Source organism: Streptomyces sp. NPDC099050 (assembly GCF_044759865.1).
Lineage (GTDB): Bacteria > Actinomycetota > Actinomycetes > Streptomycetales > Streptomycetaceae > Streptomyces.
On sequence record NZ_JBIWAE010000024.1, the window covers coordinates 60,471 to 77,213 of the forward strand.

Consider the following 16,743-nt stretch of genomic DNA (forward strand, 5'->3'; position numbering starts at 1 on the left):
GACATGAGTACGACCGACAAGGCGTCCCCCGAGGCGCCGCACGACTCCGCCGCGGCCGAAGCCGAGGCCTCCGCCGAGGCCGAAGCCGAGGCCTCCACCGAGGCCGCCGCCGGCGCGCAGCTGTCCACCGCACCCCTGGAGGACGCCCCCGGCGGCCCCGTGGGCATCGGCGTGCTCGGCTGGGCCCGCTGGTTCTGGCGGCAGCTCACCTCCATGCGGGTCGCGCTGATCCTGCTCTTCCTGCTGTCGCTGGCGTCCATCCCCGGCTCGCTGGTCCCGCAGAACCAGGTCGACCTGATGAAGGTCGCCGTCTGGAAGAAGGAGCACGCCTCCTGGGTGGGCGTCGCCGAGAAGCTCCAGCTCTTCGACGTCTACAGCTCGGTGTGGTTCTCCGCGATCTACCTGCTGCTGTTCATCTCGCTGATCGGCTGCATCCTGCCGCGCTCCTGGCAGTTCGTCGGCCAGCTCACCGGCCGGCCGCCGGCCGCGCCCAAGGGGCTCGCCCGGATGCCCGCGTACACGACGTGGCGCACGGACAGCTCCCCGGACGAGGTGCTCTCGGCCGCGCGCGACCTGCTCCGCCGCCGCCGCTTCCGTACGGAGGTGGACAAGGGATCGAGGCCGAGGTCGAGGTCGAGGTCGAGGTCGAGGTCGGGATCGGTCTCGGCGGAGAAGGGCTACCTGCGCGAGGCCGGGAACCTGATCTTCCACGTGGCGCTGATCGTCATGCTGATCGCCTTCGCCTGGGGCCAGTACTTCAAGTCAGAGGGCGGCAAGCTCGTCCTGCGCGGCAAGGGCTTCTCGAACACGCTCACCCAGTACGACGACTTCAAGTCCGGCGGTCTCTTCGACACGGACGACCTGCCGCCCTTCTCCTTCACCCTGGACAAGTTCGACGCGTCCTTCGAGCGCACGGGCCCGCAGAAGGGCACCCCGCGCGACTTCAAGGCGTACGTCACCTTCAGCGACGGCGCGCACGGCAAGCCGGAGAAGCGCGAGATCCAGGTCAACAAGCCGCTGGTGGTGGACGGCTCCAAGGTCTACCTGCTCGGCCACGGCTACGCGCCGGTCATCTCGGTGACCGACCCCACCGGCAAGGTGGTCTACAAGGACGCCGTGCCGATGCTGCCCCAGGACGGCAACCTCACGTCCTCCGGAGCCGTCAAGGTCACCGACGGGTACAAGAGCAAGGAGGGGAAGTCCGAGCAGCTCGGCTTCCAGACCTGGTTCATCCCGACCTACGCCGGCCAGGGTCAGGGCACGATGCTCTCCCAGTTCCCGGAACTGGACAATCCGGCGATGACGCTCAACGCGTACCACGGCAGCCTCGGCGTGGACTCCGGCCTGCCGCAGAACGTCTACCAGCTCGACACGGCGAAGATGGAGATGTTCAAGGACGAGAAGGGCGAGCTCTTCAAGAAGCTGCTCAAACCCGGCGAGTCCATGGAACTGCCCGGCGGCCAGGGCACCGTGAAGTTCGAGGGCATCGAGCGCTGGGCGACCTTCTCGATCACCCACCAGCCCGGCAGCGGTCTCGCCCTCGCGGGCGCCGTCGCCGCCATCGCGGGCCTCGCGGGCTCCCTCTTCATCCGGCGCCGCCGGATCTGGGTGCGCGCGACCCGCGGCAAGGACGGCGTGACCGTCGTCGAGATGGCGGGGCTGGGCCGCAGCGAGTCCGCCAACCTCCCGGAGGAGCTGGCGGTCCTGGCCGGCGCGCTCCACGAGCAGGCGCCGAGCGCGGCGCCCGCGGCACCCGCCGCCGATAGCGATACCGAACCCGAACCCGAACCCGCAGTACCTGCCGAAGAAGTCGAAGGGGAGCGCGCGTGATGCAGCTCGCGGCCGCAGCCAACGAGAACCTGGCTCACCTCAGCAACAACCTGATCTACGCGTCCATGGCGGTCTACACCCTCGCCTTCTTCGCCCACATCGCCGAGTGGATCTTCGGCAGCCGCAGCAAGGTGGCCCGTACGGCCGCCGCGCTCACCCAGTCCGGGGCCGGTGACAAGGCCGCCGCCAAGGCCGCCGCCAAGGCCGCCGCCCCCGCCGTCCAGGTGCGGGGCAAGGCCGGGGCCACCGCCGTCCTGGACAAGCCCAAGGTGGTCACGCGCAGCGCGGCCGGCACCCGTGACGTCCCGGACGGCCCCGGCGCGGCCGGCGGCACCGTCCAGGGCGACCTGTACGGGCGCATCGCGGTCTCCCTGACCACCCTCGGGTTCCTCCTCGCGGCGGGCGGGGTCGGTGCCCGCGCGCTGTCGGTGGAGCGGGCCCCCTGGGGCAACATGTACGAGTTCTCGATCACCTTCTCCACGGTGGCCGTCGGCGCGTACCTGCTGCTCCTCGTGCTGAAGAAGAACGTCCGCTGGCTCGGCCTGTTCCTGGTCACCACGGTCCTGCTCGACCTGGGCATCGCCACCACGGTGCTCTACACCGACAGCGACCAGCTGGTCCCCGCCCTGAAGTCGTACTGGCTGCTGATCCACGTCTCGACCGCGATCATCTGCGGTGCGGTCTTCTACATCGGCGCGGCCGGCGCGGTCCTGTACCTGTTCCGCGACTCCTACGAGGCGAAGCTCGTGCGGGGCGGTCAGCCCGGCAGGTTCGCCACCTCGGTCATGGAGCGCTTCCCGTCGGCGGCCTCGCTCGACAAGTTCTCGTACCGCGTCAACGCGGCCGTCTTCCCGCTGTGGACCTTCACGATCATCGCGGGCGCGATCTGGGCCGGCGACGCGTGGGGCCGCTACTGGGGCTGGGACCCCAAGGAGGTCTGGTCCTTCGTGACCTGGGTGGCGTACGCCTGCTACCTGCACGCCCGCGCCACGGCCGGCTGGAAGGGCCGCAAGGCCGCGTACCTCGCGCTCTTCGCGTTCGCCTGCTGGATCTGGAACTACTACGGCGTGAACATCCTGCTGAGCGGCAAGCACTCGTACGCGGGCGTCTGACCCGGTCGGACGGAACACCGGAGGGGCCGGGCAGCCGAGAGGCGCCCGGCCCCTCCCGCGTTCCCGTCACCAGTCCTAGTCCTTGTCCTTGTCCTTCTCGTCCTGCTCCTCGCGCAGGGACTTCAGGAAGTCCGGGTTGTCGTCGGGCGCCACCCACTGGCGGCGGCCCTGCCGCGGCCGGGTGGCGCCGCCGCCGGGCACCCGCTTCTTGCCCGCGAACAGCCACACCACCGGACCGACGATCGAGAAGAGCAGGATGATCAGGACCCAGACGACCTTCGGGAGGTGCTTGACCTCGTCCTCCGGCGTGTTCAGGCAGTCGATGAAGGTGTAGATGGTCAGCGCGATGATCAGCAGGAACGGCAGATAGCGCAGCACGGTGTGGGACCGACCCCCAGAGGGACGAGGCACGGACCGGGCAGGCCCGCGGTGGACTCTTCCAGGGTAGAGGGCCCGCCGCGGTTCGGGCCCGGAGCGGGGATGCCACAATTGCCGCATGGCTTACGACGATCTCCGCTCCCTGCTCCGGGCCCTCGAGCGGGAGGGCGACCTGAAGCGCATCAAGGCCGAAGTGGACCCGTACCTGGAGGTCGGGGAGATCGTCGACAGAGTGAACAAGGCGGGCGGACCCGCGCTGCTCTTCGAGAACGTCAAGGGCTCGGCGATGCCGCTGGCCATGAACGTCTTCGGGACCGACCGGCGACTGCTGAAGGCCCTCGGGCTGAAGTCGTACGCCGAGATCAGCGAGAAGATCGGCGGCCTGCTCAAGCCCGAGCTGCCCCAGGGCTTCGTCGGCGTCCGCGAGGCCTTCGGCAAGCTCGGCTCGATGGTGCACGTGCCGCCGAAGAAGGTGAAGGGCGAGTCCGCGCCCGTCCAGGAGGTCGTCCTCACCGGTGACGACGTGGACCTGGACCAGCTCCCGGCCCTCTTCACCTGGCCCAAGGACGGCGGGTCCTTCTTCAACCTCGGCCTGACGCACACCAAGCACCCGGAGACGGGCGTGCGCAACCTCGGCCTGTACCGCCTCCAGCGCCACGACAAGCGCACCATCGGCATGCACTGGCAGATCCACAAGGACAGCCGCAACCACTACGCGGTGGCCGCGGCGCGCGGCGAGCGGCTGCCGGTCGCGATCGCCTTCGGCTGCCCGCCGGCCGTGACGTACGCGTCGACCGCGCCGCTGCCGGGCGACATCGACGAGTACCTCTTCGCCGGGTTCGTGGCGGGCAAGCGGATCGAGATGGTGGACTGCAAGACGGTCCCGCTCCAGGTCCCGGCCCACGCCGAGGTGGTCATCGAAGGCTGGCTGGAGCCCGGGGAGACCCTCCCCGAGGGCCCCTTCGGCGACCACACCGGCTTCTACACCCCGCAGGAGCCCTTCCCCGCGCTGACGATCGACTGCGTGACGATGCGCAAGCGTCCGCTGATCCAGTCGATCGTGGTCGGCCGGCCGCCGACGGAGGACGGTCCGCTGGGCCGTGCGACGGAGCGCTTCTTCCTCCCGCTCCTCAAGATCATCGTCCCGGACATCGTGGACTACCACCTCCCCGAGTCGGGCGGCTTCCACAACTGCGCGATCGTCTCGATCGACAAGAAGTACCCGAAGCACGCGCAGAAGGTCATGCACGCCATCTGGGGCGCGCACATGATGTCGCTGACCAAGCTGATCATCGTGGTGGACAAGGACTGCGACGTCCACGACCTCCACGAGGTCTCCTGGCGCGCGCTCGGCAACACGGACTACTCCCGCGACCTCACCGTCGTGGAGGGCCCGGTGGACCACCTGGACCACGCCTCGTACCAGCAGTTCTGGGGCGGCAAGGCGGGCATCGACGCCACGAAGAAGCTGCCGACGGAGGGGTACACCCGGGACGGCGGCTGGCCTGACATGGTCGAGTCCGACCCCGCGACCGCGGCCCTGGTCGACAGCCGCTGGAAGGAGTACGGATTGTGAGCCCTGTAGCCATGGGGGGCCCCGCCCTCTTCATCGGTACCGACGAGGTCTACGTGGCCTTGGTCCGTCCGGAGCTCGACCCGGCGGACCCGGGTGTCCGGCTCGCCGCCGAGGAGGCGGGCGTCTCGCCGGAGGAGTTCGCGGGCCCCGGCAACGTCTGGGCGCTGATGCTCGACGAGGACGGCGAGGGCGACGGCTTCGAGCTGCCCGGCGCGCGGGACATCGAGGCGGACGACTTCGCGGAGCAGCTCCAGCGCGCCCTGGTCGCGGGCGAGCCGTTCACCGCGGAGGCCGGGAACTTCCTGCGCCTGGAGGCGAGCCCGACCCCCACCACCTGGCAGCTGACCGCCCGCGTCACCCCGCCCGAGGGCCACGACGCGGGCCCGTGGACCCTGGAGCTCGGCACGCTCCCCACGGCCGACCTGCTGGCCGACCTCGAAGACTTCCGGAGAAGCCTCGTATGACATCCGCAGCCGAAGGGGTCCTCGGATCCGGGCCCGCGCCGCAGGCCACCGGCAAGGTCAAGGCGTTCCTGCGGCTCGTGATGATCGAGCACTCGGTCTTCGCGCTGCCCTTCGCCTACATCGCCGCGCTCACCGCCATGTACACGCTCGACGAGCGGATGCACTGGACCGAGCTGCTGCTCGTCACCGTCTGCATGGTGGGCCTGCGGACCTTCGCGATGGCCGCCAACCGGATCATCGACCGGGAGATCGACGCGCGGAACCCGCGGACCGCCGGTCGCGAGCTGGTGACCGGCGCCGTCTCGGTCCGCTCCGCCTGGACCGGGGCCGGCATCGCCCTGGCCGTGTTCCTCGGCTCGGCGGCGCTGCTGAACCCGCTCTGCCTGATGCTGGCGCCGATCGCCGTCGTGCCGATGGTGGTGTACCCGTACGGGAAGCGGTTCACGAACTTCCCGCACGCCATCCTCGGCATCGCCCAGGCGATGGGCCCGGTCGGGGCCTGGATCGCGATCACCGGCGAGTGGTCCTGGGACGCGGTGATCCTCGGCCTCGCGGTGGGCGTGTGGATCGGCGGCTTCGACCTGATCTTCGCCTGCCAGGACGTGGCCGCGGACCGCGCGGAGGGCGTGAAGTCCGTCCCGGCCCGCTTCGGCATCCCGGCCGCCCTGTGGGGCGCGCGCGGCGCGCACGTCGTGACCACGGGCCTGCTGGCCTGGTACGCGGTGGCGACCGGCGCGGGCTGGCTGTTCTGGCTGGGCCTGCTGATCGTCGTGGCGGCCTTCGTCTACGAGCACACCATCGTCACGCCCCACGACCTGTCCCGCCTGAACCGCGCCTTCTTCACGGTGAACGGTTTCATCGGGATGGCCCTGTTCGTGTGCGCGCTGGCGGACCTGGTGGTGCGGGGGCTGTCGCTGTAACTCGATCGTGTGTGCCCTGCCGGATTCGGCGGTTCGCGCCCTGCCCCGGTGGCTAGCGTGCGGCATACCATCGAGTGCATGGACAGGGAGGCCGACGTGACCGTTTCGGAGACCGAGCGCCTGCACTCACAGCTCAGCCGGTTCGAGGACATGTTCCCCGGTTACCGGATGGAGATTGTCGAGGGCGCCATCGTGATGAGTCCGGTCAAGCCGTACCACAACGAGACGATCTGGGGTGTACGGGACGACCTGAAGCTCCAGCTCTCGGCGGAGTGGGCGTTCATCAGCGATGTGGCAGTGCCCATGGACAGCGACAACGAGTTCTGCCCAGACCTTGCTGTGATCCCGAAGGTGGAATGGCGTAAGAACCTCTCTGCCTACCCGCCGGACCTGATCGAGCTCGCCATCGAGGTGGTCTCCCCGAGCAGCGTGCGCAACGACTACGAGGTCAAGAACCGGGCCTACGCGCGCGCTGGCATCCCCCACTACCTGATCTTCGACCCGTATCGGGCGGAATGCGTGAAGCTCTGGAACCCGGGGCTCGAAGGTTATCGGGGCCGGGACACCTTTCCGTACGGAGGGACGGTCACCGTTCTGACCGGGATCGGCAAGCTGATGGTCGACACCTCCGAGCTCCCCGTTGACCCGGGAGCGGGAGCCTAGACCGCCGCCACCTCCGGCCGGGGCCGCGCCATCGCGGCCACCGCCGCGCCGGCCAGGAGGCCGAAGAGGTGGGCCTGCCAGCTGACCACCGAGTCCGTCGGGAGGGCTCCGGCCAGGAAGGTCGTGCCCCAGACGGCGGCGATGACGACGGCGACCGCCACGCCGAGGGGGCTGCGTTCCACGAAGCCGCGGACCAGCAGGTAGCCGAAGAGGCCGAAGATCAGGCCCGAGGCGCCCGCCGTGATGCTGTGGGGCGGGGAGATCAGCCAGACGGCGAAGCCGTCGGCCAGGACGATGGCCGCGCAGACGGCCAGGAAGCGGCCGATGCCGCTCAGCGCGGTGACGAAGCCGAGGACCAGCAGCGGGACGCTGTTGGAGGCCACGTGGTCGAAGCCGAAGTGCAGGAAGGGCGCCAGGGGGATCGCGCTCAGGCCGTCGGCCTCCCGCGCGGTGATCCCGTACGAGTCCAGCGCGTGGCCCGTGGCGTAGTCGACGGCCTCGATCAGCCAGAGCAGCGCCACCCAGCCCAGCATCAGCTTCGCGGCGGCCACGGCCCGGCCGGTGCGGCCGGTCCTGCTCCAGGCGAAGGAGCCCGTACGACCCGTACGACCTGTACCGCCCGGGTGTGTGCTGCTTCCGCTTCCGCTCATGACGACCCCTGCCCCTCCGCCGTGTCCACCCCTTGAACGTGCGGCCACCTTAGCCAGTGCCCCCCGGCGCTGGCCGGATAGTCTCGGAGGTATGACTGAGGGCAAGCGCACCCCATGGGTGGTCGGGGTTTCCGGGGCGTCCGGGACGCCGTACGCGGCCGCCGTGATCCGCGGGCTGCTGGCGGCGGGCGAGAGCGTGGACCTGGTGGTGAGCCGGGCCTCGCGCCTGACGCTGCTGGACGAGACGGGGATCGCCTTCCGCGACGCGCACTGGCGGGACGATCTGGGGGAGTGGCTGGAGCGGGGGGCCGACGGCAAGCCCGGCACCTTCGCGCGCCCGGACCTGGACGGCGTACGCCACTGGGCGGCGGGGGACCTGGCGGCCGGACCGAGCAGCGGCTCGTACCCGGTGAAGGGGATGCTGATCGTGCCCGCGTCCACGGCCTGCGTGGCCGGGGTGGCGCTCGGGCTGTCGAAGGACCTGCTCCAGCGGGTCGCGAGCGTGACGCTCAAGGAGCGGCGCCGGCTGGTGGTGACGGTACGGGAGACCCCGCTGAGCGGGCAGACGCTGAAGCATCTGGTGAGCCTGGACGAGGCGGGCGCAGTGGTGCTGCCCGCCTCTCCGGCGTTCTACGCGGGTGCGACGCACATCCAGGATCTGGTGGACTTCGTCGCGGGGCGGGTGCTCGACGCGGCAGGGGTGCCGCACGGTCTGTACCGCCGGTGGGAAGGGGAGCTCGGAGGCTCCCGGCTGCCCGCTCCCGGGCAGGCCCGGGGGGCGAGCGGTGGCGCTTAGCGCTTCTTCGCGCGCCCCGGCTTGCGCATCTTGTCGACGCGGCGGGCTGCGGCGGGCTGGTCGGTGCGGGATCGGTTGGCCAGCTCCTGGAGCTGTCGCATGTGCGCGTAGGCCATCTCGATCGTGTACACGGTGAACCACTCCTGAAGATTGTCAGATCGTCGTTGATCTGTTGAAAGATTCACAGGGTGTCGACCCTGTGTGCCTTTGATTCTATACGTAAACTTGAGGGAATGCCGAATAATGGAAGGTTCCAGGTACATGGACGCGGTGGACAAGCAGCTCATCCAGGCACTTCGTGAGAACGGACGCGCCTCGTACGCCGAGCTGGGCCGGCTCGTGGGCCTCTCCGGCCCCAGCGTCACCGACCGGATCAACCGGCTGGAGACGGCCGGAGTCATCACCGGGTACCGCGCGACCGTGGACGCGGCCTCGCTCGGCCTCGGCGTCACGGCGCTGATCGGGATCTCGCTCTCCGACGCGGCGGACCACGAGGACGTGGCCCGCCGGCTGCGCGACCTCTCCGAGATCGAGGACTGCTGGTTCATCGCCGGCGACGACTCGTACATGCTCAAGGTCCGGGCCGGCGACGTGGACGGGCTGGAGCGGATCATCCGCAAGCTCTCCAGCACCAAGGGCGTCTCGCGCACCCGCACGACGATCGTGCTCTCCACCAAGTGGGAGAACCGGGTCGGGGGCCTGCCGGAGGAAGCCTGAGGGCGCTGAGAGTACGGTTGGGGCGCGGTTGTGGGGCACACGTACCGCGCCGATTCGAGGACAGATGGAGAGGACCGGCATGGACGCTGGGCTCAAGCGTGAGCTGGAGGACAAGGTTCGCTCCGGCGAGCGGCTGACCCGTGAGGACGGCATCGCCCTCTACGAGTCGGACGACCTGGCCTGGCTCGGCGGCCTCGCCCACGAGGTGCGCATGCGCAAGAACGGCGACGTCGTCCACTTCAACGTCAACCGTCACCTCAACATGACGAACGTGTGCACGGCCTCGTGCGCGTACTGCTCGTTCCAGCGCAAGCCGGGCGAGAAGGACGCGTACACGATGCGCATCGAGGAGGCCGTCCGGCTGGCCAAGACCATGGAGGGCGAGAACCTCACCGAGCTGCACATCGTCAACGGCCTGCACCCCAGCCTGCCGTGGCGGTACTACCCGCGCTCGCTCTCCGCGCTGAAGGAGGCGCTGCCGAGCGTCTCGCTGAAGGCGTTCACGGCGACCGAGATCCACCACTTCGAGACGATCTCCGGGATGTCGGCCTCCGACATCCTGGACGAGCTGATCGAGGCCGGTCTGGAGTCCCTCACCGGCGGCGGCGCCGAGATCTTCGACTGGGAGGTCCGCCAGCACATCGTCGACCACAACACCCACTGGGAAGACTGGTCGCGCATCCACCGCCTGGCGCACTCCAAGGGCCTCAAGACCCCGGCGACGATGCTCTACGGGCACATCGAGGAGCCGCGCCACCGCGTGGACCACGTGCTGCGGCTGCGCGAACTGCAGGACGAGACCGGCGGTTTCCAGGTCTTCATCCCGCTGCGCTACCAGCACGACTTCGTGGACATGAAGGACGGCAAGGTGCGCAACAAGCTCCAGGCGCGCACGACGATGGCGACGGGCGCCGAGGCGCTGAAGACCTTCGCGGTCTCCCGCCTGCTCTTCGACAACGTCCCGCACGTGAAGGTCTTCTGGGTGATGCACGGCGTGCAGACGGCGCAGCTCGCCCTCCAGCACGGCGCGGACGACATGGACGGCTCGGTCGTCGAGTACAAGATCACGCACGACGCGGACAACTACGGCACCCCGAACAAGCTGGGCCGCGAGGACCTGCTGGAACTGATCCGCGAGGCGGGCTTCCGCCCGGTCGAGCGCAACACGCGCTACGAGATCATCCGCGAGTACCCCGGCCCGGACGCGGAACTCCGCGAGACGCCGCAGGCGATGCGGGTCTGACGCCTGACGCCTGACGTCTGGTGCCTAACGCCTGACACCTGACACCTGACGTCTGGTGTGCTGTGGCCCCGGTTCCCCCTGGCGGGGGGCCGGGGCCCTTTGTGCACCGCCTCCAGTAATAGCTAAACTAACACCATGACCCTTACTTTCATCCTCGATCCGGTCGTCGACCCCGCCCTGGTCGAGGAGTTCGCCGCACTCTGGACCAACGTGTCCAACGCCGGAGGCGCGGTGGGCTTCGTACCGCCCGTCACCGTCGAGGACGTCCGCCCCGAACTGGACGGGCACCTCGCCGCGGCCGCCGAGGGCCGCAGCCGCCTGCTCGTCGGCCGCGACGCCGCCGGCCGGGTGCGCGCCACCGCCGTCATCGCGCTCAACCGGCACCGGCTCCAGACGCACTGGGTCTGGGTCTACACGGTCATGGTCGACCCCGCCCTCCAGGGCGGCGGCGCCGGCCGCGCGCTGATGGAGGCCGTCGCGGACGCCGCCCGCACGATGGAGGGCATCGAGGCGATCCGCCTCGGCTGCCGGGGCGGGCTGGGCCTGGAGCACTTCTACGCCGCCTGCGGCTACAAGGAGGTCGGCCGCGTCCCCGGCGCGATCCGGGCGGCCCCGGGCGACGACCGTGACGACATCACGATGCTGCTGCCGCTGGGGTGACCTGCGGGACCCCGCGGGGCGCGACCCCGGCGGGCCGAGGGCGGGGTCCGGCGTGCTTCACTGGACGGGCACGAGCCGACGTACGCGCCGACGTACGACCACGACGAAGAGAGAAGGGGTCACCGTGTCCCTCAAGCCGAGCGCGACGATCCGTTACACCGCGATGCGTCTGGGGATCTTCGTCGGGTGCCTCGTCCTCGTCGCCGGTCTGGTCCGGCTGGGCTGGGTGCCCTCCGGTCTGGGTGACGCCAACCCCGCCTGGGTCGTGCTGCTCGCCCTCGTGCTCTCCGCGCCGCTCTCCTTCGTACTGCTGCGCAAGCAGCGCGACGAGATGTCCGCGGTCATCGCCGGGCGCGTCGCGGGCGCGAAGGACAAGCTCGCCGCTAACCGCAGCCAGGAGGACGACTCGGTCGACGAGGCCGCGCGCGCCAGCCAGTAGGGCCGGCGGGGGACCAGTTAGCTTCATCACACACCGAAATGCCTCGGCACCGGGCTCGCCGCCCGTGACGCCGGGGCTTTCGGCGTCTTCCGGGGGTTCGGCGGGGGATTGGCGGGGATCGGGCGGGAGTTCGCCGCGGTTTCCAGGCCGTGCTGACCCGTGTCGAGCCGTGTCGACCCGTGCTGATTCGGGCTGACTCAAAGGGAGGCTTTGAGGTTCTCAAAGGTGAAGTGTTAGCGTGTTCAACATGTTGACGACAGCCGCGCACCAGATGACCCCGAGCGTCCCGCTCGTGGCGCGCCTGCACGTCGACCTCTGCCGCCGCGCGTCCGCGGCCTGTTGCTGTTGTCGCTGAGTCCTCGCGACCGGCCCTGACCCAGCAGCGGTCCGCCCGCCCGGCTCTTCGCTTTTCCGGGTGCTGCCGCACCGCATCACCACCCCCCCGAAACCGCAGATCCACCCGGAGAGTGTCCGTGTCCGCGTCACCGCAGACCCCTGCCGCCGAGGCCCCCGCACCGGCGAAGAAGTCGTCCTCGTTCAAATTCCCCTTCTGGGCCCAGATCGTCACCGGCCTCGTGCTCGGCGTTCTGCTCGGCTGGGTCTCCCGCAGCCAGGAGATCAGCTGGCTCGGTACGACCCTGGAGCAGATAGGCGACATATTCGTCCAGCTCCTGAAGCTGGCCGTCGCCCCGCTCGTCTTCTTCGCCATCCTGGTGTCGATCACCAACCTCCGGAAGGTGAACAACGCCGCGCGGCTCGCCTCCCGCACGCTGCTCTGGTTCATGATCACCTCGCTGATCGCGGTGGCCATCGGCCTCGCCATCGGCCTGCTCACCAACCCGGGCGCCGGCACCGGCCTCACCCCGCAGGACGGCCAGCTGCCGAAGCGCGAGGGGTCCTGGCTGGACTTCCTGACCGGCATCGTGCCGACCGACATCATCACGCCGTTCACCGAACTGAACGTCCTGCAGATCGTCTTCCTCGCCGCCGTCGCCGGCATCGCCGCCCTCCAGCTCGGCGCCAAGGCCCAGCCGGTGCTGAACCTCGCCGAGTCGGTGCTGGAGCTCCTCCAGAAGGCCCTGTGGTGGGTCATCCGCCTCGCGCCGATCGGCACCGTCGGCCTGATCGGCACCGCGATCGCCACGTACGGCTGGGACCTGCTCGGCAAGTACGCCACCTTCACGGTGGACGTGTACGTCGGCTCCGCGCTCGTGATGTTCGGCGTCTACCCGCTGCTCCTGTGGACCGTCGCCAAGGTCAACCCGCTCCAGTTCTACAAGGGCGCCTGGCCGGCCATCCAGCTGGCCTTCGTCTCCCGCTCCTCGGTCGGCACCATGCCGGTCACCCAGAAGGTCACCGAGCGCCTCGGCGTTCCGAAGGAGTACGCCTCCTTCGCCGTCCCGTTCGGCGCGACGACGAAGATGGACGGCTGCGCCGCGATCTACCCGGCGCTCGCCGCCATCTTCATCGCGCAGATCTTCGGCGTGCAGCTCGGCATCACCGACTACCTCCTCATCGCCTTCGTCTCGGTCGTCGGCTCCGCCGCCACGGCCGGTCTGACGGGCGCCACGGTCATGCTGACCCTGACCCTCTCCACGCTGGGCCTCCCGCTGGAGGGCGTGGGCCTGCTGATGGCGATCGACCCGATCCTGGACATGATCCGCACCGCCACGAACGTGGCCGGGCAGGCGCTGGTCCCGGTCATCGTCGCGGCCCGCGAGGGGATCCTGGACAAGGCGGCCTACGCCACCGCCTCCTCGTCCCTCCTGGACGAGCCGGCCCAGGCCGAGATCCCTGCGCAGTCCGACGCCTCCGACGCCTCGGACGCTTCGGACTCCTCGGACGCCGACCCGGCGAAGGCCCTCGTTACCGCCTGAGCCCCGCCGCTCGACTGCCGCAGCCCTCGCCCCCGTCCGGGCGGGGGCTGCGGTGTGCCCCGGACTGGGGGGGGCGTACGCAGAGCTGCGACGGGACCAGCGAAATGCGCTGGCGGAGGCCTGCGAGAGCGTGTGACGGTTCGGTCCATGGGCAACTCCAGGGCATATCCCGTCTTCCGGACCACCGACGCGACCGAGGCGTACACGCAGGCCATGCGCCTGTGCGCGCTGCTGGCGGAGTGCGAGGACGAGGTCGAGCTCATGGCCGAGCTCGAGACGGTCGAGGATCTGCGGAAGACGGCTGCGGTCTTGCCCGGGGCGACCTTCAACTACGTCGACATCCGAACTGGGTCGAACGGTCACTCCGGATGGTTCGACCTCGATGTGACCATGACGGAGGACGTCGTACTGGAAGCGCACCTGCCGCTGTACACGCTGGAGGACGTTGCGAGGGGGAGCGCGGAGGAACGCTTCGTAGCGGCTCTCGGCCAGGGCACGGCCGCCATCGGCTGGCACGGCCTGTGGCCGGATGATCCAGAGGCGGACCAGTACGGGAGCGCGAAGTACGACGGGGTCCAGGTCGTGTTCCACGGCGATGACGCCCAGTGGGGCCGATGGACCGAACATCACACCGTCTTCGTCCATGTGGACAAGTGGGGCGACCTGCCTCGGGCCGAGAAGCTCGCCGCGCGCATCGGCGGCGAGGTCCTGGGTGAGGAGCAACTCGGGTGGTGATGACGTGCCGAAGCAGAGCCCCTCATGACCGCCTGACCTCCGAGAACCCAACCACCGCAGCCCCGCCCCGTCCGGGCGGGGCTGCGGCTTATCGGTGGGGCCGACCGCGTCAGGCCGTGCGTACCGCCATCAGCAGGCCGCTCGCCCACGCCAGGCGGACGCATCGGAAGTCCTCGCGCGCGTCCAGTTCGGCCAGGAGGCGTGTGACGGAGGCCTGGTGGTCCTGCGGCCAGCCGGGCTGGGGGAGGAGGTCGTCGATCAGGTAGGTCCCGCCGGGAGCCACGAGTTCCAGGGCCCGGTCGAGGTGGGTGAACTTGCCCGGCCAGGTGTCCGCGAAGACGAGGTCGAAGGGCGGGCCGTCGAAGTCCTCCAGCCACGTGCCGCCGTCCCCGGCCACGAAGGTCACCCGGGGGTCGGAGCCGAGCTGTTCGCGGGCGATGGACTGGAGGGCGGCATCGAGTTCGACGGTGGTCAGGCGGGAGCCGCCGTCCATCCCGCTGAGCAGCCAGGCCGCGCCCTCGCCCGCCCCGGTGCCGAGCTCCAGGATCCGGCCCGCGGGCCGCGTGGCGGCGAGCGCCGAGAGGAGGCCGCCGGTGCGGTCCTCGCAGGAAAGGGTGAAGCCCGCCTCTGCGGCCTTGGCGCGCAACGTGGGCAGGGTGGAGGGGAGTTGGTACGGGGTGTCGTCCATGCGGAGATCATGCGCGGGCCGTGGCGGCCGGACCAAGCGAATTCCCGGCGGGCGGGTCCCCTCGTGGGCAGGGGCGGGTGAGGCCGCCCTCGACGAGATCACCTCACCCGTGTTCGCCGTACGCGACGGGCACGGCCGGTGACGGGCTCGGCCGCGGTCGCCCGTGCCCCCGCCGCCGGGCTGCTGCCGCAGGGGCGCGCCCACCCGCCTGCCTCCCGGCGGGTCGCTGCCGGGTTGGGCTCCGACAACTGGGCACTCAGCTCGGCATCGAGCTCGCCTGATACGTGGGTCAGCGGCGGAAGGGCTCCCTCGGTTCGTTCGTCCGTTCCGTCAGCTGGTGGACGCGTACGACCCGACGAAGTCGGCCCAGGCGTGGGGGGCGAGGGTGAGGTGCGGCTGATCGAGGTCCTTGGAGTCGCGGATGTGGACGGTGACGGGGGTGGTGGCCACCTCGACGCAGGAGTCGCCTGGAGGGTCCCGCGCAGATCGTCGCCGAGCTCGGTGCGAATGCCGTGACCCACGGGCGGGTGCCGGGGCGGGACTTCCGGCTGTCTCTCACCGTCACCCCCGGCCGGCTGCTCATCGAGGTGGCGGACGCGCGGAGCGACCGGCTCCCGGAGATCCGCGACGCGGGGCTCGGGCTCGTGGTGGTCGAGGCGTTCGCGGAGCGGTGGGGCGTGAGGGAGGGGCCCGTTCCGCTCAAGGTGGTGTGGGCGGAGGTCCGCGTCGACACCCGGGTCGCGGGGCTCCGTGGTCCGGTGGCGCCCGACGCATAAAGACCAAAGAACCGGTGGAAAAAACCAACCGACCCAACCCAACCGGTCCGCGTCCGGCCGGCTCGCGGGCCCCGTCGCTCGGTCGGGTGAACTGTGTCAACTGGGCTGGATTTTGGACCGGTTGCCGGGCATATGCTCGCCCCGACATCAACACCAGACATGAGACGGCCCCCGGCGGGACTGGCATCCCGGTCGAGGGCCTGACCAAGCAGGAAGTTAGCCCTTCCCTATGGCTCTTGAGCACCCTAGCGCGCCCTCGCGCGCATCGTCCCGAGTTCGTGCCGGGACCCTCCGATCCGGTGTCATCCACGTCAACACGTGGCACACGACTCACTACACCGTGATCGGCAACCACCTCCTCCAGCACCGCCAGCTGTCGGCGACGGCGATCGGGGTCGCGGCGCACATCCAGTCGCTGCCCGACGGCGCGCCCGTCGGCGTGAAGGCGCTCGCCGAGCGGTTCCCGGAGGGGGAGATCCGGCTCGGATCCGCCCTGCGGGAGCTGGAGCGGCACGGCTATCTGGAGCGGCGCCGCGAACGGCTTGAGGACGGGCGGGTCGTGACGCGGACCTACTCGTACAACAAGCCCGGCGCACCCTCCGGCGGCCCCCCGCCCCCGACGCCGTCACCTCCGCCGCCGCCGGACGAGGAACCCGAGCCGGAGCCCGTCGATGAGCCCGAGCCCGAGCCCGAGCCGGTGTCGGAGTCGATGTCGGATCCGGCCTTCGAGCCCGCGCCCGTACCCGCTGCGGAGCCGGAGCCGGAGCCGGAGCGGGAGCCCGTACCCGTACCCGTACCCGTACCGGAGTCGGAGCTCGAACCCGAGGCGGTCGCCGTGCTCGCCGGGCTGCGGCGCCGTGATCCCCGGCTGCTGCTCTCCGAGCGCGACATCGCGCGGCTGGCTCCCGCCGTATCGGTCTGGCTGGAGCGGGGGGTGGGGTCCGACGGAATCGAGCGGGCGCTGTCCGCCGGGCTCCCCGAGCCGCTGCGCAACGCGGCTTCCGTGCTGGGCTACCGGCTCCGGGCCCTGCTCCCGCCGCCGTTGCTCCCGGTACGGCTGGCGGCTGCGGGGGTGGCGGGTGACCGGCGGCGGCCGGATCCGCTCCAGAACTGCGACGGCTGCGACCGGGCCTTCAGAGCCTCGGAGCCGGGCCGCTGCCGCACTTGTCCGCCCGTCGGGGCGACGGTGGCCGCCTGAGGGCAGGAATCTCCGCTCCGG

General features: G+C 70.3%; 20 protein-coding genes and 1 pseudogene. 16 read left to right on the plus strand and 5 right to left on the minus strand.

Translation table 11 applies throughout. From position 1 onward, the window contains the following. The first annotated feature begins 3 nt into the window (after positions 1 to 3). The gene (locus tag ACIQV3_RS32125) at positions 4 to 1,830 is read left to right on the plus strand and encodes a cytochrome c biogenesis protein ResB (protein ID WP_403718350.1); all 1,827 of its coding nucleotides are present in this window, start codon (positions 4 to 6) and stop codon (positions 1,828 to 1,830) included. After that, positions 1,830 to 2,942 carry a c-type cytochrome biogenesis protein CcsB gene (ccsB, locus tag ACIQV3_RS32130; protein WP_403718551.1) on the plus strand — a complete coding sequence of 371 codons (1,113 nt, stop codon included), beginning with the start codon at positions 1,830 to 1,832 and terminating at the stop codon, positions 2,940 to 2,942. Before ACIQV3_RS32125 ends, ccsB begins: the two co-directional genes overlap by 1 nt. 75 nt (positions 2,943 to 3,017) lie before the next feature. On the opposite strand, the gene ACIQV3_RS32135 is transcribed toward ccsB, so the two are convergent. Then, positions 3,018 to 3,320 carry a PLD nuclease N-terminal domain-containing protein gene (locus ACIQV3_RS32135; protein WP_403718355.1) on the minus strand — a complete coding sequence of 101 codons (303 nt, stop codon included), beginning with the start codon at positions 3,318 to 3,320 and terminating at the stop codon, positions 3,018 to 3,020. Positions 3,321 to 3,438: 118 nt separating this feature from the next. Between ACIQV3_RS32135 and ACIQV3_RS32140 the strand changes: the two genes are divergently transcribed. The 4 genes from ACIQV3_RS32140 (at position 3,439) to ACIQV3_RS32155 (ending at position 6,943) form a co-directional block, all read left to right on the plus strand. Next, positions 3,439 to 4,896, plus strand: coding sequence for a menaquinone biosynthesis decarboxylase (locus tag ACIQV3_RS32140; protein WP_403718358.1), 1,458 nt, complete (start codon positions 3,439 to 3,441; stop codon positions 4,894 to 4,896). Continuing rightward, positions 4,893 to 5,360, plus strand: coding sequence for a hypothetical protein (locus ACIQV3_RS32145; RefSeq protein ID WP_403718361.1), 468 nt, complete (start codon positions 4,893 to 4,895; stop codon positions 5,358 to 5,360). Before ACIQV3_RS32140 ends, ACIQV3_RS32145 begins: the two co-directional genes overlap by 4 nt. Then, complete coding sequence (gene mqnP, locus ACIQV3_RS32150) at positions 5,357 to 6,280, plus strand: menaquinone biosynthesis prenyltransferase MqnP (protein ID WP_403718364.1); 924 nt, start codon at positions 5,357 to 5,359, stop codon at positions 6,278 to 6,280. Before ACIQV3_RS32145 ends, mqnP begins: the two co-directional genes overlap by 4 nt. Positions 6,281 to 6,358: 78 nt before the next feature. Further along, positions 6,359 to 6,943 (plus strand): Uma2 family endonuclease, encoded by a 585-nt coding sequence (locus tag ACIQV3_RS32155; RefSeq protein WP_403718367.1) that lies wholly within the window; start codon positions 6,359 to 6,361, stop codon positions 6,941 to 6,943. Here ACIQV3_RS32155 and ACIQV3_RS32160 read toward each other — a convergent pair. Beyond that, positions 6,940 to 7,593, minus strand: a complete 654-nt coding sequence (locus tag ACIQV3_RS32160) for a rhomboid family intramembrane serine protease (protein ID WP_403718370.1) — start codon at positions 7,591 to 7,593, stop codon at positions 6,940 to 6,942. The two genes, ACIQV3_RS32155 and ACIQV3_RS32160, sit on opposite strands and share 4 nt — an antisense overlap. A gap of 91 nt (positions 7,594 to 7,684) precedes the next feature. Here ACIQV3_RS32160 and ACIQV3_RS32165 point away from each other — a divergent pair, with 91 nt between their 5' ends. Further along, on the plus strand, positions 7,685 to 8,389 hold the full coding sequence (locus ACIQV3_RS32165) for a UbiX family flavin prenyltransferase (protein WP_403718373.1): 705 nt from the start codon (positions 7,685 to 7,687) through the stop codon (positions 8,387 to 8,389). Here ACIQV3_RS32165 and ACIQV3_RS32170 read toward each other — a convergent pair. Then, entirely contained in the window at positions 8,386 to 8,520 is a 135-nt protein-coding gene (locus ACIQV3_RS32170; protein WP_403718376.1) for a hypothetical protein, read from the minus strand. The two genes, ACIQV3_RS32165 and ACIQV3_RS32170, sit on opposite strands and share 4 nt — an antisense overlap. A gap of 130 nt (positions 8,521 to 8,650) precedes the next feature. On the opposite strand from ACIQV3_RS32170, the gene ACIQV3_RS32175 reads away from it, so the two are divergent. From ACIQV3_RS32175 to ACIQV3_RS32205, 7 genes are all read left to right on the plus strand, one after another. Further along, entirely contained in the window at positions 8,651 to 9,106 is a 456-nt protein-coding gene (locus tag ACIQV3_RS32175) for an Lrp/AsnC family transcriptional regulator (protein WP_243340137.1), read from the plus strand. Between the two features lie 79 nt (positions 9,107 to 9,185). Then, positions 9,186 to 10,349, plus strand: a complete 1,164-nt coding sequence (gene mqnE / locus ACIQV3_RS32180) for an aminofutalosine synthase MqnE (protein WP_403718379.1) — start codon at positions 9,186 to 9,188, stop codon at positions 10,347 to 10,349. A 135-nt stretch (positions 10,350 to 10,484) separates the two neighbouring features. After that, positions 10,485 to 11,009, plus strand: coding sequence for a GNAT family N-acetyltransferase (locus tag ACIQV3_RS32185; protein WP_403718382.1), 525 nt, complete (start codon positions 10,485 to 10,487; stop codon positions 11,007 to 11,009). A 124-nt stretch (positions 11,010 to 11,133) separates the two neighbouring features. After that, positions 11,134 to 11,448 (plus strand): DUF4229 domain-containing protein, encoded by a 315-nt coding sequence (locus tag ACIQV3_RS32190; RefSeq protein ID WP_403718385.1) that lies wholly within the window; start codon positions 11,134 to 11,136, stop codon positions 11,446 to 11,448. Between the two features lie 247 nt (positions 11,449 to 11,695). Then, positions 11,696 to 11,803 carry a putative leader peptide gene (locus ACIQV3_RS32195; RefSeq protein WP_323182336.1) on the plus strand — a complete coding sequence of 36 codons (108 nt, stop codon included), beginning with the start codon at positions 11,696 to 11,698 and terminating at the stop codon, positions 11,801 to 11,803. Between the two features lie 118 nt (positions 11,804 to 11,921). Beyond that, positions 11,922 to 13,325 (plus strand): dicarboxylate/amino acid:cation symporter, encoded by a 1,404-nt coding sequence (locus tag ACIQV3_RS32200; RefSeq protein WP_403718388.1) that lies wholly within the window; start codon positions 11,922 to 11,924, stop codon positions 13,323 to 13,325. Positions 13,326 to 13,472: 147 nt separating this feature from the next. Beyond that, the gene (locus ACIQV3_RS32205) at positions 13,473 to 14,060 is read left to right on the plus strand and encodes a hypothetical protein (RefSeq protein WP_403718391.1); all 588 of its coding nucleotides are present in this window, start codon (positions 13,473 to 13,475) and stop codon (positions 14,058 to 14,060) included. A gap of 109 nt (positions 14,061 to 14,169) precedes the next feature. Here the strand turns inward: ACIQV3_RS32205 and ACIQV3_RS32210 are convergent, their stop codons facing one another. Both ACIQV3_RS32210 and ACIQV3_RS32215 read right to left on the minus strand, forming a co-directional pair. Continuing rightward, positions 14,170 to 14,748: an O-methyltransferase gene (locus tag ACIQV3_RS32210; protein WP_403718394.1), complete on the minus strand. Its 579-nt coding sequence runs from the start codon at positions 14,746 to 14,748 to the stop codon at positions 14,170 to 14,172. Between the two features lie 330 nt (positions 14,749 to 15,078). Next, positions 15,079 to 15,216 (minus strand): annotated as a pseudogene (locus tag ACIQV3_RS32215) (DUF397 domain-containing protein); the annotation flags it as partial. 44 nt (positions 15,217 to 15,260) lie between these two features. Here ACIQV3_RS32215 and ACIQV3_RS32220 point away from each other — a divergent pair. Together ACIQV3_RS32220 and ACIQV3_RS32225 are read left to right on the plus strand one after the other, a co-directional pair. Then, a complete protein-coding gene (locus tag ACIQV3_RS32220) occupies positions 15,261 to 15,524 on the plus strand; it encodes an ATP-binding protein (protein WP_403718396.1) in 264 nt (87 codons plus the stop codon). 340 nt (positions 15,525 to 15,864) lie between these two features. Continuing rightward, a complete protein-coding gene (locus ACIQV3_RS32225) occupies positions 15,865 to 16,722 on the plus strand; it encodes a helix-turn-helix domain-containing protein (protein ID WP_403718399.1) in 858 nt (285 codons plus the stop codon). Positions 16,723 to 16,743 lie beyond the last annotated feature (21 nt).